18 protein-coding genes are annotated in these 20,683 nt (G+C 38.5%); 5 read left to right on the plus strand and 13 right to left on the minus strand.

Annotated elements, in window-relative coordinates; all coding sequences use genetic code 11:
* Nucleotides 1-73: 73 nt before the first annotated feature.
* The 5 genes from EGI31_RS01795 to rbfA are packed head-to-tail and all read right to left on the minus strand — an operon-like array spanning nucleotide 74 to nucleotide 5,630.
* Nucleotides 74-1,087 carry a radical SAM/SPASM domain-containing protein gene (locus EGI31_RS01795; protein WP_255035414.1) on the minus strand — a complete coding sequence of 338 codons (1,014 nt, stop codon included), beginning with the start codon at nucleotides 1,085-1,087 and terminating at the stop codon, nucleotides 74-76.
* Nucleotides 1,088-3,550: a M1 family metallopeptidase gene (locus EGI31_RS01800; RefSeq protein ID WP_255035415.1), complete on the minus strand. Its 2,463-nt coding sequence runs from the start codon at nucleotides 3,548-3,550 to the stop codon at nucleotides 1,088-1,090.
* A gap of 7 nt (nucleotides 3,551-3,557) precedes the next feature.
* A complete protein-coding gene (locus EGI31_RS01805; RefSeq protein WP_255035416.1) occupies nucleotides 3,558-4,025 on the minus strand; it encodes a hypothetical protein in 468 nt (155 codons plus the stop codon).
* Between the two features lie 4 nt (nucleotides 4,026-4,029).
* Entirely contained in the window at nucleotides 4,030-5,250 is a 1,221-nt protein-coding gene (locus EGI31_RS01810; RefSeq protein ID WP_255035417.1) for an ABC transporter permease, read from the minus strand.
* Between the two features lie 2 nt (nucleotides 5,251-5,252).
* Nucleotides 5,253-5,630: a 30S ribosome-binding factor RbfA gene (gene rbfA, locus EGI31_RS01815; protein WP_255035418.1), complete on the minus strand. Its 378-nt coding sequence runs from the start codon at nucleotides 5,628-5,630 to the stop codon at nucleotides 5,253-5,255.
* A gap of 161 nt (nucleotides 5,631-5,791) precedes the next feature.
* Between rbfA and EGI31_RS01820 the strand changes: the two genes are divergently transcribed.
* Complete coding sequence (locus EGI31_RS01820) at nucleotides 5,792-7,195, plus strand: hypothetical protein (RefSeq protein ID WP_255035419.1); 1,404 nt, start codon at nucleotides 5,792-5,794, stop codon at nucleotides 7,193-7,195.
* Here EGI31_RS01820 and EGI31_RS01825 read toward each other — a convergent pair.
* On the minus strand, nucleotides 7,192-7,878 hold the full coding sequence (locus tag EGI31_RS01825) for a DUF4488 domain-containing protein (protein WP_255035420.1): 687 nt from the start codon (nucleotides 7,876-7,878) through the stop codon (nucleotides 7,192-7,194). The two genes, EGI31_RS01820 and EGI31_RS01825, sit on opposite strands and share 4 nt — an antisense overlap.
* 141 nt (nucleotides 7,879-8,019) lie before the next feature.
* Between EGI31_RS01825 and EGI31_RS01830 the strand changes: the two genes are divergently transcribed.
* Complete coding sequence (locus tag EGI31_RS01830) at nucleotides 8,020-9,993, plus strand: alpha-1,4-glucan--maltose-1-phosphate maltosyltransferase (protein WP_255035421.1); 1,974 nt, start codon at nucleotides 8,020-8,022, stop codon at nucleotides 9,991-9,993.
* 3 nt (nucleotides 9,994-9,996) lie between these two features.
* Nucleotides 9,997-10,536 carry a hypothetical protein gene (locus tag EGI31_RS01835; protein ID WP_255035422.1) on the plus strand — a complete coding sequence of 180 codons (540 nt, stop codon included), beginning with the start codon at nucleotides 9,997-9,999 and terminating at the stop codon, nucleotides 10,534-10,536.
* Here EGI31_RS01835 and EGI31_RS01840 read toward each other — a convergent pair.
* Both EGI31_RS01840 and EGI31_RS01845 read right to left on the minus strand, forming a co-directional pair.
* A complete protein-coding gene (locus EGI31_RS01840; RefSeq protein WP_255035423.1) occupies nucleotides 10,531-11,367 on the minus strand; it encodes an SDR family oxidoreductase in 837 nt (278 codons plus the stop codon). The two genes, EGI31_RS01835 and EGI31_RS01840, sit on opposite strands and share 6 nt — an antisense overlap.
* A gap of 57 nt (nucleotides 11,368-11,424) precedes the next feature.
* On the minus strand, nucleotides 11,425-12,765 hold the full coding sequence (locus tag EGI31_RS01845) for a Gfo/Idh/MocA family protein (protein ID WP_255035424.1): 1,341 nt from the start codon (nucleotides 12,763-12,765) through the stop codon (nucleotides 11,425-11,427).
* A 147-nt stretch (nucleotides 12,766-12,912) separates the two neighbouring features.
* Between EGI31_RS01845 and EGI31_RS01850 the strand changes: the two genes are divergently transcribed.
* Complete coding sequence (locus EGI31_RS01850; RefSeq protein WP_262925350.1) at nucleotides 12,913-13,323, plus strand: 6-pyruvoyl trahydropterin synthase family protein; 411 nt, start codon at nucleotides 12,913-12,915, stop codon at nucleotides 13,321-13,323.
* On the plus strand, nucleotides 13,286-13,978 hold the full coding sequence (gene folE / locus EGI31_RS01855) for a GTP cyclohydrolase I FolE (protein WP_255035425.1): 693 nt from the start codon (nucleotides 13,286-13,288) through the stop codon (nucleotides 13,976-13,978). Before EGI31_RS01850 ends, folE begins: the two co-directional genes overlap by 38 nt.
* 267 nt (nucleotides 13,979-14,245) lie before the next feature.
* Here folE and dnaK read toward each other — a convergent pair whose 3' ends face one another.
* The 5 genes from dnaK to rpmI form a co-directional block, all read right to left on the minus strand.
* Nucleotides 14,246-16,147 (minus strand): molecular chaperone DnaK, encoded by a 1,902-nt coding sequence (gene dnaK / locus EGI31_RS01860; protein ID WP_255035426.1) that lies wholly within the window; start codon nucleotides 16,145-16,147, stop codon nucleotides 14,246-14,248.
* A 111-nt stretch (nucleotides 16,148-16,258) separates the two neighbouring features.
* Nucleotides 16,259-19,144 carry an NPCBM/NEW2 domain-containing protein gene (locus EGI31_RS01865; protein WP_255035427.1) on the minus strand — a complete coding sequence of 962 codons (2,886 nt, stop codon included), beginning with the start codon at nucleotides 19,142-19,144 and terminating at the stop codon, nucleotides 16,259-16,261.
* A 70-nt stretch (nucleotides 19,145-19,214) separates the two neighbouring features.
* Nucleotides 19,215-19,811 carry a DUF937 domain-containing protein gene (locus EGI31_RS01870; RefSeq protein ID WP_255035428.1) on the minus strand — a complete coding sequence of 199 codons (597 nt, stop codon included), beginning with the start codon at nucleotides 19,809-19,811 and terminating at the stop codon, nucleotides 19,215-19,217.
* A 149-nt stretch (nucleotides 19,812-19,960) separates the two neighbouring features.
* Nucleotides 19,961-20,305, minus strand: a complete 345-nt coding sequence (gene rplT / locus EGI31_RS01875; protein ID WP_255035429.1) for a 50S ribosomal protein L20 — start codon at nucleotides 20,303-20,305, stop codon at nucleotides 19,961-19,963.
* A gap of 86 nt (nucleotides 20,306-20,391) precedes the next feature.
* Complete coding sequence (gene rpmI, locus EGI31_RS01880) at nucleotides 20,392-20,586, minus strand: 50S ribosomal protein L35 (protein WP_255035430.1); 195 nt, start codon at nucleotides 20,584-20,586, stop codon at nucleotides 20,392-20,394.
* Between the last annotated feature and the right edge of the window lie 97 nt (nucleotides 20,587-20,683).

Consider the following 20,683-nt stretch of genomic DNA (forward strand, 5'->3'; position numbering starts at 1 on the left):
AAATCTTAATATCACGTCCGCAAAAGTCGAACCAATATTTGTAATACGCAAAAAACTTCTGTAGCGTTTACCCTTAACCCCAAATTTTGGTACCTTCGGTGCAGTTTTTACACATTTCTATGTTTTTACGTGAACCAATGAGTTGCTTGCGAAAACTCAAGTACTTTTCTGAGGACCAGACTTCTCTAAAACTTTGCTTAGAAACGTTGCCCATTCTATACTCCGCGTCTTTATCAAAACAACATGGCACCACCAAACCATCCCAGGTAATTACCGTCGAGTGCCACATTTTCCAACAATGATTCAGTAATTTATTCTTTATTTCAAACTTCCCTGAGGCTGTCTTCTTGTAGCGAGCGTATTTTTCGTTCGCAGGTATAAGTGCCGATCCATCTTCGTAGTCATAAATCTGGGCCGTTTTGAAGCGAATTTCATCCACGCCCAAAGATTTACTTAATGCTTTAGCATCTTGAATTTGGTGTTCATTAGGTTTTACTACCAAAAACTGAAAAATCACATGCGGAGTACTTGATTTTAAAGCCTTTTTGGCGGCAATTAAGTTTTTGGTTCCTTCTATAACCTTCTCTAAATTCCCTCCAATACGATATTGTTCGTAGGTTTCTTGAGTGGTACCATCCAAAGAAATAATTACCCTATCGATACCAGATTGCACAGTTGCCTCGGCATTTTCGGGTGTTAAGTAATGGGCGTTGGTTGAGGTTGAGGTATAGATTTTTTTCTGAGTAGCTGATTTTACCATTTTCAAAAAATCCTTGTGCAAAAATGGTTCGCCTTGAAAATAAAAGGTCAAATAAAGCAAGGCATCTTTTAACTCGGAAATCGTTTTTTCAAACATGACGACATCCAACATACCAGTAGGCCGAGTAAACGAACGCAAACCACTTGGACATTCAGGACATCTTAAATTACAAGAGGTGGTCGGTTCAATAGCCAAAGCTACAGGTAGAAAACCGTTTACAGGTGTTTTGGTAATTTTGGAAATAACATAGCCCAAGACCAATCCTAGAGCATTAATGGCCCTCTTGAAGGTTAACTTGGACAGAAAATTGATATAATCTCTCCACATTTATCTTTTGAATTGATCGTAATAATTGATCAATCGCTGGTCTTTTTCTTGAGCTATCACCTTTTTCAAGGCTGCCTCAGCCTCAGGGTTATCGTCGCGTAGCATGTCCAATATTTGAGCAGCACTTATTCTAACAAACCACTCAGGCTCTGCACTAGCAAGACCAAAAATAAAAGGAATGGCTTTTTGCACCACACTCTTATCAGTTCTTGACAAATAAGAACCAAAAATGGCCAAGTATTGGTACACTTCTATACCTTCCATCCTAGTAAGTCTGGGCAGAAACCAATCATATTGCTGAGGATCAGGATTTTCGGAGTAATAATTGGCCACCGAGGCGAAAATAGAATTATCAAAGCTCGAAGAAAACTTTGTGGCTAATTCAGCCGCGTCAGATACTTTATTGGTAAACAAGGCCTCTAAAGCTGCACCTTTTACCAGGTTAGAGGAATCTTCCAAAGCTGCCCTGAACAAAACATCATTCTGTGGATTTAGAAAGTTTTTCATTGCCAATATGGCATCAGCTTTGACCACACTTTTCGTTTCCATCTTAATTAAGTTCTGCAAGGCTTTTTCTATTTTAAGAAAATCTTCACCGTCATAATCAAATAATTTTTGAACAGCCGTTTGTCTAATTTTCCAAAAACTATCCTTGAGGGCATCCACTGTCAAGTCTCTTATGACCTTATTTTGAAGCGGATTTTCTCCAACACCTTCTTCAGGTTTTAATGTTAGTGCCTCCAAAGCAAATAATCGGGCATAGACCGTGGATGAATTTTGAAACTGAAATACCAACTCATCATTAGTTTTTACGTGGTCTATGGTACCCAGAAAATATCCGTCAGGATTGATGAGCACATTTTTTAGGTCACCATCCAGTTCAAAACTAAAATTCTGCTCTTGTTGGGTAATTTCTATAATTTTCTCAACTGAAGTCTTCCCTGAATAAATTTTAAGTGGAAGTTTCAAGCTATAAACCGTTTGGTTAAGAGAATCTACAACCTGACTTACAGACAGTTGCAACTTTTTGTTTTCTATTTTTTGAAGAACTTTCAGTCGTGGATGTCCTGGTATCTTAAACCATTGATCAAAAAACCATTTAAGGTCTCTACCTGTAATTTTTTCAAATGAAAGACGCAAATCTTCTATTTCAGCGGTTTGAAAAGGGTGGCTTTTGAGGTAGTGGTTCAAAGATGCAAAAAATGCTTCATCGCACACTTCTAACCTCAACTGGTGTAAAACTCTACCTCCTTTTTGGTAAGAATGAGCATCAAACATGTCTTCTCTGCTGGCAAATTCAAACCTGATAAGTGGTACTTGTTTTTGAGTGGCTTCGTAAAGGTAATCCTGCAAGGCATTGATGTAAACCAAATCGCCCTCGTCTTTGCCATACTTGTGTGTGGCCCACAAAAACTCGGAGTAATTGGCAAAAGACTCATTCAGCGGTAAATGTGACCAGGACTCGCAGGTTACATAGTTACCAAACCAGTGGTGGAACAACTCATGGGCTATTACGCCGTCGTCGTTGCCATCAATCAGTTGATTACCCGTTTTTAACAAATTTTTAGAGTGCACCGTGGCCGTGGTATTTTCCATGGCTCCAGAAACATATTTTCTAACTGGAATCTGGGAATACTTAGGCCACTGGTAATTTACTCCTAGTATTTTTTCAAAATAATTAATCATTTCGGGAGTTCGTCCAAAAATTCCCAATGCGTTTTTTTCAAACTCCGGCTCTACATAATAACTCACCTCGAAACGACTGAATGTACTATCTACCACCTTCTTAAAATTTCCAGCAGCTATCATGGAAAGATAAACGGCATGCGGTGATTTGAGCTGCCAATGGTCGGTTTTCGTACCGTCCGAATTTTGTTTTGTTTCTAGCAAAACCCCATTTGAAAGTGTCGTAAAGTTATTTTCTACAGTCAAAAACACATCTTGTGTATGATTCTGATTGGGGGTGTCAATGGTCGGAAACCAGCAACTATTGGCCTGAGTTTCACCTTGAGTCCAAAGTTGCCTTGGTAAGCCAGCAGGATCATTTAATGGGTTTATAAAATAAAGGCCTTTGTCACTCACGATAGCATCACTGCCCTGCGAAGCGATTTTTTCCGGCTGAGCGATATATTTAATAGAGACAAGCAATGTATCGTTTTTTGTATATTTTTTCGGAAGGGAAATTTCCAAAATCTCACTATCATATTTGTACTTGAGGTCTTTCTGAGCAGACTGAACCGAACCTATCACAAAGCCTTTGGCATTTAAAACTAACTTTTCTTGCTCATAAAAATATGGCTTTAAAGTCAGAGTGGCTGTTCCTTCGAGCGTTTGGTTTTTCCAAATTGGCTTAATTTTCAGCTCTGTATGCAAAAGATCAAATGCCAAATCCTGAGATTTTTGAATTTGCCCAAAAACTAAGGTCTGGGTAAAGTACAGGGCCAAAAACACATATTTTTTCATAAACCAATCAATTTAGATTGCGGAAGAACACTTTCTTTTTCAGCACCAACTCAAAACCCTCCATTTGGTTTTCGTCCGAAAAAGTCTGAAATTCATATTCATTTTTTAAAATAAAGTCGTCAATACTGGCATAACCACCCTTTAGTGTTAAAAGGATAGTGTTGGTGGCAGGATTGGGTCGCCAAGTGCAAGCATCTACATCAAGGTCCAAAAAATCTACTCCCAAACAAGCCTCTACGTCTTCGCTCGACTGATAATCGTACTCTAAACGACCATTGGGCTTGAACTCCCAAATCATAGTATTTAGAGTTACCAAATTCTTTGAATAAGGCACAAATCGTATCAGTTGTGACTTTTCGGCCTTTTCTGTAACCAAGATCCATTGTTTGTTGGCCACAAAAGTTTTAAAGTCTTGTGCTTTAGAAATATTGGAAAACAGTATGAGTGAAAATAAACTGATTAAACGCAGGGACATTAAGTTAACTTTTTTGGTTTAACATAAATTTTTGGGCTTTTGTTGCAGGAAGTATGGATGCCAAGAAAGTTATCAGAAATATTCCCAAAACCGACAAGACGATATCTGACAAAATGATTTTCACAGGATAGGCATCTACAGTTGCGTACTGCATTCCCAAGGATATGATACCGAACTTCATTTGAATGAAACAAATACCTAAACCCAGTAGCAAACCTAACATCACCCCAACTAAGGAAATTACAAATCCTTCTGCCAAGAAAATATTTTTTACCAGGCCTTTTGTGGCTCCGATAGAGGAAAGCGTCTCGATGTCATCTTTTTTATCAATCACCAGCATACTGAGTGCATAAAAAATATTAAAAGAAGCTATACCAATTATAAAAAACAGTGCCACGAAAATAAAAAGCTTCTCTATTTTTATGGCCTTCAACAAAGACTCATTCTGCTCATCTCGGTCTTTGATTTGTAGCGATTTGTCTAAAATTGCTGCAATTTCATCCTTAACAATAGCAACCTCTGAGCCTGGCTTTAGTGTTATTTCTAAACTTGTACGTTTACCTGGTGCTTCTATAAGCTGTTCTACAGTAGATATGGGTAAATACACGTAATTGTCATATTGCTGTTCCAACACAAAAACGCCAGAGACTTCCACGTTTATTTGATTGATATTATCTTCCGGTGCCAAAACATTTAACTTTTGGTTTTTAGGATAAAGTATACCCAGCGGAGTCAGATAATCTTGCACATTAAGGTCCAGAATAGAAGACACCCCGCCACCGATATAGGCCGTTGGCCGTCCACCATTTGAGATCTCCATTTTACCCTCAATGAGTGACTTTTTCATCTCGGTGTTTTGGGTGAAAGTGCTATCTACACCCTTTAAAACCACTATCATTTGTGCATCTTTGCTTCGAGCAAGGGCTTTGTCCTGATAAACTTCAGTGGTAAAAGCCACCCCATCTACCTTGTTTATTTGCTGAATTAGTTTTTGATTTGGATAAAAGGCTTTCTTTTCGATAGAAGTTATTTTAAGATCAGGATCAAAAGCCCTGAAAATCTGGCGATTGAGCTCCTCTAAACCATTAAAAACCGAAAGAATAATGATGAGTGAGGTTAGGCCAAGGGCTATGCCCAACATCGAAATAATAGAAATAAAGTTTATAAAACTTCTCTTTTTTTTGGAAAGAAAATACTTCTTGGCAACAAAAAAAGGCAGATTCATGCTTATTCCGAGGTTTCGTCTTCTTCAGCAGGTGGAATGTGAATATTGGCAAACAATTGCTCGATTTTCTGAGCATATTCGGCTGTATCGTCTATAAAAAATGTAAAGTTAGGGATTATCCTGAGTTGATTTTTGGCTTTTTGCCCAAACAAACCTCTTATTTTTTTTGTATTTTCCTTTATGTTTTGAAGTATATCCTCGCGGTTATCAGCCTTTAAAAAACTTAAATATACACGACCAACACTTAGGTCAGGAGAAAGTTTCACGTCTGTGATGGTTACAAAATTCCCCATGAACAGTGACTTGAAGTCTCTTTGGAAAATCTCACCTAAATCCTTCTGAATCAACTTCCCTACCTGCTTTTGTCTTTTACTTTCCATTTCTCAATTTAAAAATCCGAATACGAGAAGCCAATAAATGGTTTTGTAATCATACAAAACCTGTTCTCGACCAGAATTATTTTACAAATATCAGTCTTATTTTTGGTTTATCCGTAAACGAAATGATATTTTTGCACCTTATTATTTAAAAATACAAGGCTTTGCTAACGTTTTTCAGAATAAATTCGATTTTTCAGGTTATCACCCTTTTGGCCTTACTTTTGGGGCTTAAAATGATATACATCGGCTCCAAATTACCACTCTTAACTTATGAACTGGAGTGGATGTTGGTGGGTGAAAAGCTGAACGAAGGCCTCAAATTATATAGCGAAGTACTAACTCAAGTTGGGCCACTTTCGAGTTTTGTGTATCAAATGATAGATCTCTGGGCGGGTAAAAATCAGTTTGTTTACGAAACCATTGCATCCGTTCTAATTTTCATTCAAACCCTCTATTTTGTTTTTATTACGAATAGGAGAAACCTTTTCAATGAGAAAAATTATATACCTGGTCTGGTTTACTTGGTATTAATTAATGCCTCTTTTGACTTTCTAAAACTCTCCCCTGCACTTATGGCCAACACCTTTGTATTGATGGCTCTCAACTCAACACTGAGACAGATTGAAAAAAGAGAAGGAGTTGGCGATGATGTTTTTGAGGCTGGTTTGTTTTTAGGCATAGCCACCCTGTTTCACCTTCCAAGTTTTGTACTTTTGGCTTGGGCCATTTTGGTGCTTTTTCTATACACTGGTATCAATATCCGACAGACTTTCATGGTTATTTTGGCATTCATTATGCCTATTTTCTTCATGTATCTTTATTTTTATTTCAACGACCAAGCAGAATACTTCACTGACATTTGGCTGTTTCATTTGAGCTATTCGTTTGACTTTTCTTTGCTTGGCCTAAGAGATATTCTTGTGACTTTTGTTTTGCCGATGGCCTTAGGCTTTTTTGGAATAATACGTGTTCTTCGTGGCCACCGTTACAATAGTTTTCAGAACCGTTCCCATCAGCTTATCATAATCAGTTCCATATTTATTTTGGTCTCTTTCTTTGTTTCGGGTCAATATACACCATCTAACATGATTTATATCGTGGCTCCTTTGGCATTTTTTTGTGCTGGTTTTTTTATACACGGCAAAAAAATGCTAATTCCTGAAACACTATTCTTATTGTTTTTTGTGACCACATTGTTTATTTCGGTTAGTGGTGCAAAACCTTTTTTGGGCGTCTCGCAAAATGGTCTAGCCAACTTTAGAGTTATAGAATCGGAGCTAAAACCACAATATCAGGGCAAGCGGATTTTTGTGACGGGTCAACACATAGACGCCTACAAAACCAACGAAATGGCCACGGGTTACCTAAGTTGGAGCTTGGCCAAAAACGATTTTGAAAAGCCGAACAATTACGTGAGCCTATCAAATATTTACAACAATTTCAAGAAAGACATGCCCGAGGTAATTATTGATGGTGAAAATGTAATTCCAGCGATTTTTAAGAACATACCTGAGCTTGGTGCCAAATACAAGGCTTCTGAAAAAGGTATCTATGTTAGAATTTAATCCTGTAGCGTCCAAATTTCTTTTATCGGATCTCCTTTAGAGCTTTTTCCTGAGTGTATCCATTCCTTATCTTTCACTTCAGCATCAAAACTTAGTTCAGCTCCAACCCTATTGTTATCCCTAGAGAAAAACTCGATTTTCTCCGTATATTTTCCGTTGACAAGGGTGTATCTCCCCCCTCCCGTACCTGAGAACTCGCGAGTTTGGGTATTTATAGCAAACCACTGGAAATAGCCACCTGACATGATCTTCAAAGTCTTTCTCGGACCACGTTGCATTTCTGACATTTCGCCTTTTTCATTGGCTCTCGCGGTTATTCTCCAAAGTCCTGAAAGTGCATTTTCTTTCGCAAAATCAAGCTTTTGAAATTTCTTATCGTTGAATTCTAAATTTTTCTTCTTGAGGTTGATGTTATAAGATTGCGAAGAATTCACAACAGCCGGATTCTGAGAATGAAACTCTATCTCCATAAAAGCCTCATTAGTAGCCCCTATTGTATATTTCCCACCCCATGATTCTACGAATTTTTTGCCCGTAAGGTCATAAACATTTACAGTCAAATAAGTATCCGTTGCTATAATAGTGGTGGTAATTTCCTTGTCGGTATTTTGCCATGCACCTTTTAGCGTTTGTGCATTTACAGAAATATTAAGAAACAAGAACAATGCAATCAGGTACTTCATATATATATAGAATAAATGTAATTTTACTGAAATTAACGTGAATCCTCAACGGAATAATATGACAAAAATGCAAAATATTAATTAAAATAAAGTCCAATCTGAAACATTAGTAATATTTTTGAGTGACGAAATAATACACCTATGACAAAAAACAAAATAATGCTCCCGATGGATGGCAAAACTCGAGCAGTTATTGAGAACATTAGACCCGAATTAAACGCTGGCAAATACCCCACCAAGACAGTAATCGGACACAGAGTCAACGTTTCTGCCGATATATTGATAGACGGACATGACTACCTCGGCCAGAGACTCTGGACCAAGCATCAATCCGACAAAAACTGGAACGAAAGCCCTATGTTTGGCCAAGGGAACGATAGATTTGGAGGAGAGTTTTTGGTTGAAAATATTGGATTTTACTCTTTCAAAATTGAGGCATGGGTAGACCACTTTGCCACTTGGCAGCATGAAGTGGATGAAAAAATAAAAGCCGGACTTAAACTTGAAGTAGAATTATTGGTGGGCATAGGATTTTTGAATACCATTCTTAAAATGGCCAAAGGTTCTGACAAAGAAGACATTAAAAAAGCAATTGCCGCTTTCAACACACCAACACAATATGAAGAAGCCACTTGGATTTGCAGAAGCGAGCAACTACACCAATGGATAGAAAAATACCCTATAAAGGAAAACGTGTGTTGGTCAGAAGAAAGAAAAGTCTTTGCTGACCGTAAAGAAGCAGAGTTTTCAGCATGGTATTCTATATTTCCACGTTCGGCGGCAAGGACGGTGGGCGAACATGGCACATTTCAAGATGTTGAAAAACTTTTGCCACGCATACATGAGTTGGGTTTTGATGTGTTGTATTTACCACCTGTGCATCCTATAGGCAGTACTTTCAGAAAAGGCAAAAATAATTCAACAGAATGCCTTCCTGGAGAACCTGGAGTGCCCTACGGAATTGGCTCCTCAGAAGGTGGACACACCGCAATACACTCAGAACTTGGCACTTTAGAAGAGTTTAAGCATCTGGTAGAAGAATGTAAAAAATATGATATGGAATTGGCCATGGACTTGGCCATTCAATGTTCGCCCGACCACCCCTGGGTTACCGAACACCCCGATTGGTTCAAAATTTTACCTGATGGCACCATAAAATATGCCGAAAACCCACCGAAGAAGTACCAGGATATTTACCCGATAAATTTTGAAAGTGAAGACTGGCAGAACCTTTGGTTAGAATTGAAGAAAGTCATTTTCACTTGGGCAGAATGGGGCGTAAAAATCATACGAGTGGACAATCCACACACCAAATCGTTCGGTTTTTGGGAATGGGTAATTGCCGAAACTCGTGAGGTATATCCCGAGATGATTTTCTTGTCAGAGGCATTCACCAAACCAAAAGTAATGAAGCAGCTAGCAAAGGTTGGTTTTACCCAGTCATATACCTATTACACTTGGCGAAACTCGAAAGCCGAATTGATAGAATACATGACAGAGCTGACAAAAACGGACATGAAAGATTATTTCAGACCGAATTTCTGGCCAAATACGCATGATATCAACCCGTATATTTTACAAACTGGTCATGAGCCCTTATTTTTGATAAAGTATTTTATGGCAGCCACCTTGTCAAGCAATTACGGCGTTTTCGGGCCTTCTTATGAGTATTTGTATCACGAGGCCAATACTCCAAAAGAAGAGTATAAAAACTCCGAAAAGTATGAGATAAAGTATTGGGACTGGGAAAAAAGAAATAAAATAACCCACATTTATACCGAAGTCAACCGCATCAGAAAACAGAATTCTGCTTTGCAACATACCAACAATATTGAATTTTGCGAGATTTCGAACGATAACATGTTGGCCTACATAAAAACCCATGAAAATGGCAATAGATTACTATTTGTGGTTAACCTCGAAGGTTACAATACCCAATCGGGCATCGTAAATCTTCCCCTCCAAAAACTAGGTAAGCACGAAACAGAGGCCTACTTGGTTCATGACCTCATTACAGGTGCGAAATACACTTGGCAAGGTGCCAACAATTTCGTGTCGCTGGATCCCCATATTTTGCCTTTTCACCTTTTCAGAATTGAAGACATTCACCATTAATAAATGACAAAGAAAACCCTTTTAATATCCTTACTATTAGCATCTTGTAATCAAGAAAAAGAAATTTTAAACAAGAAATACTTTGATTTAAAAGGGTTTTCTGAGTCCCTAATTTTGAGCCTAGAAAACCAAAAGCCTGAGGTAATTAAGACTTGGCAAATAGGCAAGCAAAAAGAAACCAAAACCACCAAGGAAATAGAGTGGGATAAGGAACTTAGTCTCTTTGTTGAAGCTGATTTAAATAAAAGTGCTTTTGTAAATAGTTACGAAATATCCGAGAACCAAGGAATCCTGAGCTATAAACTTAAAAATTCAGAGTCACTGCCAGTAAAAATGATGAGCATTGAAAGTTTGGCAGATGAAGATTCTAAAGAAATTTCTATAGAAATGAGTACCTCCAACTATCTTTTCAAGAATGCCTCCAAAATTAAAATAAAAACAAAAAACGGAAAACTACAAGCGTATTCCGTTTTCAGTATTCAAAAACTTTTCCTTTCAAAACCCGACACAAGTTTTGTAGAAGGACAAATAATAGGCTTATAAATAAGACTTTATCAATTTCATCGAGATTTCCCAGAGTTGATCTTGGGCGACGAGATCTTGACTTTCAAGAGAGGAATACGATATTTGGCATCGCTTGTAATATCCACCATTGGACAACTTTTCTTTCGATTGAGTGGCCAAATACACACTCGTTTCAGCTCCTTGTTCGGGCGTAATCAAAAATGGCATTTTGTTGAAATACTTCAAAAAACCGCCATTGTTTGCACCGAAACCTGACTTAACTACACCTGGGTGAACGGCAAAAGACTGCAACCCTTTTTCCCCATATTTATTAGCCAATGCCTTGGTAAACAATATATTCATCAGTTTGATGGCTCCGTATTGCATCCAAGTGCTAAATTTTTTCTCGGCATTGAGGTTACCTACTCTAAATTTACCGATTCTATGTGCTTCAGAAGACAAATTGACAACTCTGGCATCGTTCGATTTTAACAAATTGTCTAGTAAAATCTGTGTCAATAAGAAATGAGCCAAATGATTTACCTGAAAGCCAACCTCAAAACCGTCCATAGTTTTTTCAAACTTAGAAAAAACACCTCCTGCATTATTAATAAGGATATCAATTTGAGGGTATCTAAACTTAATCTCCTCCGCAGCAGATTTTATCGAACCCAAATCTTTCAAATCTCCGGCAAAGATATCAACCTTGCCATTTGGGAAAGTTTTCAGAATTTCTCTCTTAACCGATTCAGCTTTTTGAATGTCTCGAGCCAAAAGAACAACGGTGGTACCGAAAGTCACCAGTTTTTCAACGGTCGCCTTTCCGATACCCGAAGTACCACCTGTAATTACCGCAATTTTGTTATTCAAATGATAAATTGTTAATATTCCTACAACCTAAAAACAACCAAAATAATTTGTTTCGGATCAATAATTCTCTGTTAATCCGAAAATCCTTTTGTTAGTTTTCCATTTGCCACGAGTAAAATCAGGGATTTCTACAGGCGAACTTCCACGGGCAATAGAAAGCTCCGACAATGGACTTATGGCACTCCAAGCCGCAGCGTCATAAACATCAATCGGCGGTGCTACTTTGTTTTTCACCGACTCTATAAATGCCCGAAGTACAAAAAAGTCTATTCCACCGTGTCCAGCTTTTTCGGCAGTTTGGGCATGTGTTTTCCATACTGGATGATCGTATTCCTCCTGATAGGGCTTAAATGGCTCCCAAGCATGTGCCTTGGGACTTTTTCCCTGAAGATAGATAGATTTGTTGTCGTCCATCCAAATGCCCTCTGTACCCTGAGCCCTAAAACCTAAAGAATAAGGTCTTGGTGAATTGCAGTCGTGCATGATGACGATATTTTCTCCGTTTTCACATTGAATTGTGGTGGTCACCACATCACCCAATTTAAACTTGACCTTGGCATTGGGATGGTCAGCTCCGCCTTTGTCCACAATGTGTTTATGCAAACCTCTGGCTTTGGTAGCTGTGGAAGTCAGGTAATTGAATTTATTTCCTCTGTTTATGTCTAACCAATGAGCTACCGGACCGAGGCCGTGAGTTGGATATATGTCCCCATTTCTATCAATAGAATGTTGCGTACGCCATTTAGCCTCTGAGATTGCTTTTTCACCAAACTCCACACCTCCGCCATAAAAGTTTTTCCCATCGTTAAATTTCACTTCTCTTAGGTCGTGTTGGTAGCCGCAATGTGCATAAAGCATTTCACCGAACATTCCTTTACGTATCATGTTAAGGACAGACATCACATCTCGGCGGTAACATACGTTTTCCAAAATCATACAATGAGACCCCGTTTTTTCATAAGTATCCACCAAATCCCACGATTCTTGCAAGGTTACCGTGGCTGAAACCTCCACCGCTGTATATTTACCAGCCTTCATAGACTCTACACTCATAGGCACGTGCCATTCCCAAGGGGTGGCTATAACAACACCGTCAATATCATCTCTTTTGAGCATATTTATAAAGTCATTGTCATTCTTTCCATACACCGCCGGGTCTTTTCTATTGGCTTTCTGCGTGATAACTAAGGTTCGTTTGATGGCATCTGGGTCAATATCACAAATGGCGGTTATCTCCACATCGTCTCTATAAATGGCTTGTTCTACATGATTTCTACCACGCAGGCCTACACCAATAAAGGCCAATTTAACTTTTTTATCTTTCGGAGCGGCGTTGGTATTAAGAAAGGGAATAGCAGAGGTGGCAAGGGTGGTTGTTAGAAAATTTCTACGATCCATACAATTATTAATTTTTTTTACTAATGTAATATTTTTTTTTATTTGAACAATATTAAACTTTCATTCGTTAGACAATTATCAAAACCAGCCAGTCCGTTTTTGATTGTGTAGTACACAGACTTTGTACAAGACTAAAAAAACCTTATTTTGAACAAAATATCAGTAATTAGAAAAGAACATTTCAATGCCGCACATAGGTTATTTAACCCCGAGTGGAGCGATGAAAAAAACCAGGAGATTTTCGGTAAATGTAATAATCCCAACTACCATGGGCACAATTATGATTTACTGGTAAAACTCACAGGGTACCCAGACCCTAAAACGGGCTATGTATTTGATTTAAAAATACTTAGTGACCTTATTAAGGAAAACGTCCTTGATAAATTTGACCACAAAAATCTGAACTTGGATGTCGAATATTTTAAAATCTTAAACCCTACTGCCGAAAATATAGTTGTAGTGATTTATGATATTCTACGTCAGAAGATTGATACAAAATTTGATTTAAAAATAACTTTATTTGAAACTGAAAGAAACTATGTTGAATACCCAGCTTAAGGCTATCCATGACCAAGAAATAGGCGATGATCATATCATGACAAATATCGCTACGCCATTGCGACCAGATGCTTTTGATATGTCTGATGACCAAAAAATAGATGTCATCGCTGGCCATTTTAAAGAAATCATGCAAACATTAGGCTTAGATTTGACTGATGACAGCTTGATGGGAACTCCGAAAAGAGTGGCTAAAATGTATGTAAAAGAACTTTTTTCTGGCCTAAATCCAGAAAACATGCCTTCTATTACGCTATTTGATAACAACTATAAGTACGACGAAATACTTGTAGAACGTGATATTAGCTTTTACTCTAACTGCGAACACCATTTCGTGCCTATAGTGGGTAAAGTTCATATTGGATATATTTCCTCGGGAAATGTAATCGGTTTATCAAAACTACACCGATTGGTAAATCATTATGCTAGAAGGCCGCAGGTTCAAGAAAGGATGACAATCCAAATCGGAAATGCTCTGAAGGAAGCTCTTAAAACTGATGATATTGCTGTTGTAGTAGATGCTGACCACTTCTGTGTATCGTCTAGAGGAATCGCTGATCAAAGCAGTTCTACAGTGACTTCTTTCTTTGAAGGAGCGTTTAATAATTCTTTGAAAAAAGAAGAATTTTTATCTTTGATAAAATTGAAAAACTAAATAAAATTCACAAGTTCTCACAAAAACACAAGGTCAAATGGCTTTGAGTTTTTTTTGTGCGTTTACAAATATTAAAAAAAGCACCCTAAAAACTAAGGTGCTTTTTCGACTAAACCCATACATCTTAAAATAAATCCTAAATCCTTATGAAAAAATCTTCAGGCAGATTCATAAAACATATACGTCAAGCACAAAAAAAAGGTTGTAAAAAAAGTCTGAACTAATTAAAGTCCAGACTTTTCACTATTCTCAAGAAAATTGATTCTCTTATTTTACTTCTTCGAAGTTTACATCTGTAACGTTTTCTTCAGAAGCTTGAGCAGAACCTGCATCGGCACCAGCTGCTGGACCTTGAGCACCTTCTGCTTGTTGAGCATTGTAAATCTCTTGGCTAGCTGCTTGCCAAGCTGCATTGATTTTCTCCATAGAGGCATCAATTGCAGCCAAGTCACGTGTTCCATGAGCAGCTCTTAGCTCGGTCAAAGCACCTTCGATGGCCGTTTTGTTACCTTCTGAAAGCTTATCGCCAAATTCTTTCAATTGTTTTTCCGTTTGGAAAATCATAGAATCTGCGGCATTTACTTTCTCTATCGTCTCTTTTTCTTTCTTATCAGCTTCTTCGTTGGCCTTAGCTTCGTCTCTCATTCTTTGGATTTCAGCATCCGAAAGTCCGCTTGATGCCTCAATTCTGATTTTTTGCTCCTTACCTGTACCTTTATCTTTTGCTGTTACGTTCAAGATACCATTGGCATCTACGTCAAACGCCACTTCGATTTGAGGAACTCCTCTCATGGCTGGTGGGATACCATCCAAGTGGAACCTTCCCAAAGTACGGTTTTGGTTAGCCAATGGTCTTTCACCTTGCAACACGTGCAATTCTACCGAAGGTTGATTGTCAGCTGCCGTTGAGAAAACCTCCACTTTGTTGGTAGGAATTGTGGTGTTGGCCTCAATCATTTTAGTGAATACGCCACCCATGGTTTCGATACCCAATGAAAGAGGAATAACGTCTAACAACAATATGTCTTTAACCTCGCCTGTCAATACACCACCTTGAATAGCCGCACCGATAGCCACAGCTTCGTCTGGGTTTACGCCTTTCGATGGTTTTTTACCAAAGAAAGCCTCTACTTCTTCTTGAACTTTAGGAATACGCGTAGAACCACCTACCAAGATAACCTCTGATATTTGGCTGTTTGTGATTCCTGAATTTTTCATGGCTCTCTTGCAAGGCTCCATCATTCTTTTGAAAAGACCGTCGGCCAATTGCTCAAATTTCGCTCTTGTAAGTGATCTTACCAAGTGCTTAGGCACACCGTCCACAGGGAAGATGTATGGCAAGTTGATTTCCGCTTGAGTAGAACTTGAAAGCTCTACTTTTGCTCTTTCGGCAGCTTCTTTTAGTCTTTGAAGAGCCATGGCGTCGTGCATCAAATCCACACCTTCGTCAGCTTTAAATTCTGCAGCCAACCACTCTATAATCACTTGGTCAAAGTCATCACCACCTAAGTGGGTATCACCGTCGGTAGATTTTACCTCAAAAACGCCATCACCAAGATCAAGGATAGAAACGTCAAAAGTACCCCCACCCAAGTCAAACACAACCACTGTCATGTCTTTACCTTGTTTGTCAAGACCATAAGCCAAAGCCGCAGCCGTAGGCTCGTTGATGATTCTTTTCACATCCAATCCTGCGATTAAACCAGCCTCTTTAGTAGCTTGACGCTCAGCATCGTTGAAATACGCAGGAACAGTAATAACAGCCTCTGTTACAGTTTGACCTAAGTAATCTTCAGCCGTGGCCTTCATTTTTTGAAGAATAAAAGCAGAAATTTCTTGCGGTGTGTATTGACGGTCACCAATTTTTACTCTTGGTGTGTCATTAGCACCTTTTTCTATGTCGTAAGCGATTGTTTTCAATTCAGAGCCTACTTCACTATGTTTTTTACCCATAAAACGCTTCACCGAAGCGATGGTGTTCTTTGGGTTGGTAATTGCTTGTCTTTTTGCTGGTGCACCTACCTTCTTCTCGCCGTTGTCCAAAAACGCCACAATAGAAGGGGTGGTTCTAGCTCCCTCACTATTGGCTATTACTACCGGTTCATTCCCCTCCATTACGGCCACACAAGAGTTGGTAGTTCCTAAATCTATCCCAATAATTTTTCCCATGATTTTCTGTCAGTGTATTTAATTAAAAATAATTACGATACTCATTTCACAATGAATATGCCAAGCGTTTTTTTGACAAATTTTAATGACAAATTGTCACAAACTAGTCTGTCAGTTAGGACAATTTTGGATTTTTGCAGAAAATTTCACGCCAGAATCGACACTAAAGCCCGGATTGAGAACAATCGCATTGGCAGCATTGTACTGAACATTGTTATTGGGCACAATGGTATTTGTAGCCGTGATGATGTTGCTGCTATTAAAGTTTAAAGGATTGATTCTCGAACTCAGATTGTCAGCCGTAGGAGCTAAGACCAAGTTGCTTGAACAGTTGGGCAACACTTTTACGGTGATGTTGTTAGAATAGACATAACACAAGTTTTTCTTACAGGCAGCATAATAAACACCTGTTGAAACCGGACTATATTGAACGCTTGTGGCGTTTGAACTTGAAAAACTCCAAATTAGCGTACTAGCACCATCGCATGCATTAGAAGTAAAGGTGACAATGGAATCTAGGTTAACTATTGGCTTATTTACAGATATAACAGGTGTAATTGTTGGTGGCGTGGTAGTACCGATATAGAAATTATTGTCTTGAGAACAAGCTGGAATACCATTGTTTATCTGGTAATTACACAAGAATAGTCCAGTATTGTTTGAGAAAAACTCACCTGTTGTTGGATTTAAAGAGGCTGCAGGACCTGAAACAATGGAGAATGTGCCGCCTGCTGGAATAACTTGCGTTGGTAAATATGTTCTAGAAACACAAAAATAATCCTCACCCAAATAAACTATTGAAACATTAACTGTACTCACTGTCGTACTGACCGTTGCAGACTCATTTCCTACTATGTCAAAAGCCTTAACTCCAAACTGTATGGTATTTCCAGAACTTAAGCCGGTAATAGTATAGGAGTTTTGCGTATCCGGAATGGTATCAATTTTAATACCATCTTTATAAATATAATATCCACCAATAGCCTGATCATCAGTAGCGTGCGTCCATTGAAAAGAAATACACTTGGTCAAGGTATTAGATGCAGCAAGATTTGTTACGGGGGAAGGGTCTACATTGTCTCCCAGTGAACAAAGCAATCGAGCATCTGCCCAAACCGCACGGTTACAAGTCGTATTTGACCCCACTGGCTCCACTTTTAACCTGATAGAACTATAGGCAAATACATTAATGTTCACTTCTTGCAAAGCAGAATTTCTGTAAATTATGGGGCTGGTATAAAGCAAGGTTTCGTTGCCATAAAGTTTAAAAACTACCCCACCAATATTATCACATGCATTGGACACATCATCACTTATTCCAATAAAGGATCTAAACTTATAATATTGGCCACTCGGTATTTGGTATTTTATCTCTGAATTGTTAGAAACTCCAATACCTTTGGTGTAGCTCTGACCTTTTAATACTATCGCAGAACCGTCACCATCTGCTGAGTTTCCGTTGGTCTTGTTGAGCTCAATAGGACCCAGACCGTTTGATGCAGAAACAAATTTCAGATCTGACAAATAGGCATTGGCTGTGCATGAACTGCCATTATTAGCCAAAAGTAAGGCTTGGTTGACATTCACTTGACTACTAATTTGTTGATTGCCATTAGCAGTAGTTACCCAACATCTGTATGTACCCGAACTTACGGTTAAGGAGTTAGAAGTGCCAAAAGTTGAACCACCATAACTAAAATCTCCACTGACCCATTTGTAAGAAGAATAACCCGATGGGACAGTCAATGTAACCTGAGTAGAATTGACATAACTCACAGAGACTGTTGGAGGTGTATTGGCGGAAATTGGGTTAGAGGTATTGAAGAAAGTTGGATTTAAATAACTTGACCAAGCATCGGCTAGCAAAGGCATCCCAACAATTTTTGAAAAGTGCAAATTTATGTTGTCTCTTGAGCCAGCAATAGTGTTATTATTGATATTGTCCGTTTCAGGACCTGCAAAAATTTGATTGGAATTATTGATTAGGCCCGTCTGTGCACCAGTAATTATACTTGAAGCTGCTCCATCAATAAATGAAACTCTAGATATCACCCATGGTAAACTACTTGAAAAATCATTCCTAGACTTATTAATAACGTAGCTAACGTTAGATTGGTATGTTGATGCGGTCACGTTTTGAACCTTGTCGGACTCTCCTTGATGCCAGAGAACGGCTCTAGCTCCAAACAAAGAGTTATAATAATTTAGACCTCTTTTGAAATTAGAATAAGGTAAACCGATGGAATAAGGCCTACCATTATTTTCGTCGGGATGACTACAGAATTGTTGTCCAGTAAAAATATTATTAGTTGCTCCTCCATCTGCACTAACCTTCCAGTTATCAGAAGTTGAACCAGATGCTCCTGAATTAAAAAAGGCCACGGGAAAACCTGTGGTATTCACAACTTGCTCTCCCAATCTTCCATAACACCAAGATGCAAAACCTGCAGTGCTGGGCTTGGTCAATTCGAATATTTGGCCAAGAACCGGCATAGGGAAGTTTTGGTTTGAACAATAAACGCCATAGTCATGAGTAACTACTTTTTCAGAGGCTGATGCTAAACCTATAGGATTATTTGAATTATCAAAATACCCCTGTCCATTGGACTGACCAGCAATCATAAAAACATCACCAATACCTACCCTATTTACAGAAACGGCTTCCAAAACGGTTCCGCTTTTGACGGTCCGAATCTCCAATGTGTACCAGCCGGCAGGTACATTGCTAAATTGACCTTGAAAATAACCCATTGTGGGGTTTTCTTGAATAATACTCCAATCAAAGCCTGAAATGGCCGAGCCATTTGTAGGATTTAAAAGTCTCGCTTGAACCGATGTGGCCAAAGGCTGAGAATAAGTACCGCTTATAATAAGATTGGCCTGACTGGCACTATTTCGTTGATAAACAGCATTATTAAGCGGATGTGAAACGGTAATTTGTGCCGAAAGTTTATGGAATAACAGAAGAAGAATTATAATTTTTGGGCTAAGCTTCATGGCTCCTAAAAGGCTTTATATGAAAAAAGCGTAGAAAATTATTTCTACGCTTTTTATTATCCAATTCCTATTATTTTTTTCCAAATAATCCACCAAGGATATTTCCAAAAAGACCACCGCCAGTACTTTGACCTTGATTTGACGAACCTCCAGAGGCTAAATTGATTAGATCGTTCATATCAAGTTTTCCGTCAGATAAAGCACCTGCACCTTGACTCAATAGACTTCCAAAGTCTATTCCATCAGTTTTACCGCCAGAAAGCACACTCATGATGCCACCAGTATCTACAGAAGAATCGTTAGGGTCATTGGCCTTGCTGATAAGTCCACCCAAAACAGAAGGCAACATACTTGACACTACTCCAGCGGCAGCACTGTTTGAAAGGCCAAATTTTGACATAATACTACCGATTATATTTTGAGCTATTCCAGCCACCATAGGGTTACTCATAAGGCTTCCTCCTTGGTTTGAGTTACCTCCACCTGTAAGCATTCCTAATAAACTTCCGATACCGCCTTGCGAATTGGCTTGGTTGGTTAAACCGCCTAAAAGGCCTTGCATAACCTCACCCATTACTCCTTCGTTGTGTTCGTTTGGAACATCTGTATTTTCTACAACTGCAGACTGACCTGCTTGCTGAATTAATCCTTGCAATACTTCTAACATAGTGATTTTATTAATGTTAATAAATTTTGTTTAAAATTATGAACTATCTCTTGTAATTCCATAATTAGACTAGAAAATTATCATTAGGTAACAAAAAAAAGACGTCAAATGACGTCTTTTTTGTTAATAAAAATCTAATAGGATTTTTATTATTTTACTTTCTCTACGATAGCTTTGAAAGCATCTGGATGATTCAAAGCCAAATCTGCTAACACCTTACGGTTAAGCTCAATGCCTGCTTTTTGTAGTTTGTTGATAAATACTGAATATGACAAACCGAAAGGTCTCACACCAGCATTGATTCTTACGATCCACAAGCTACGGAAATTTCTTTTCTTTTGCTTACGACCTATGTAGGCGTAAACTAAACCTTTTTCAACGGCGTTTTTAGCAACCGTCCAAACGTTTTTTCTTCTGCCGTAATAGCCTTTGGCTAATTTCAGCACTTTTTTGCGTCTAGCTTTAGACGCGACATGATTGACACTACGTGGCATAATTTTTTAGTTTTTTGAATGAGGCGTTCCGATGAGGGAATCTTAAAGGCCTTTATTCGGGTGAAACAATTGAACCAATTGTTGAATTAACCATTCAACAAGGCTTTGATGCGGCTTTCGTCCGCAGAGCTAACTAGAGCTGACGATGCAAGAACTCTCTTACGTTTCGTCGATTTTTTAGTCAAAATATGACTGTGGAAAGCATGCTTACGCTTGATTTTTCCAGTTCCAGTCAATTTGAACCTCTTTTTTGCTCCTGAATTTGTTTTTTGCTTAGGCATTGTACAAAACAGATTAAGTGTATTAAAAGTAAATTGGGTCGCAAAATTAGGAAAAAATATCTAGAAATCAAATTTTGATGGGAATATTTGGTGGGTA

Source organism: Lacihabitans soyangensis (assembly GCF_024343775.1).
In the GTDB taxonomy this organism is placed as follows: Bacteria; Bacteroidota; Bacteroidia; order Cytophagales; family Spirosomataceae; genus Leadbetterella; species Leadbetterella soyangensis.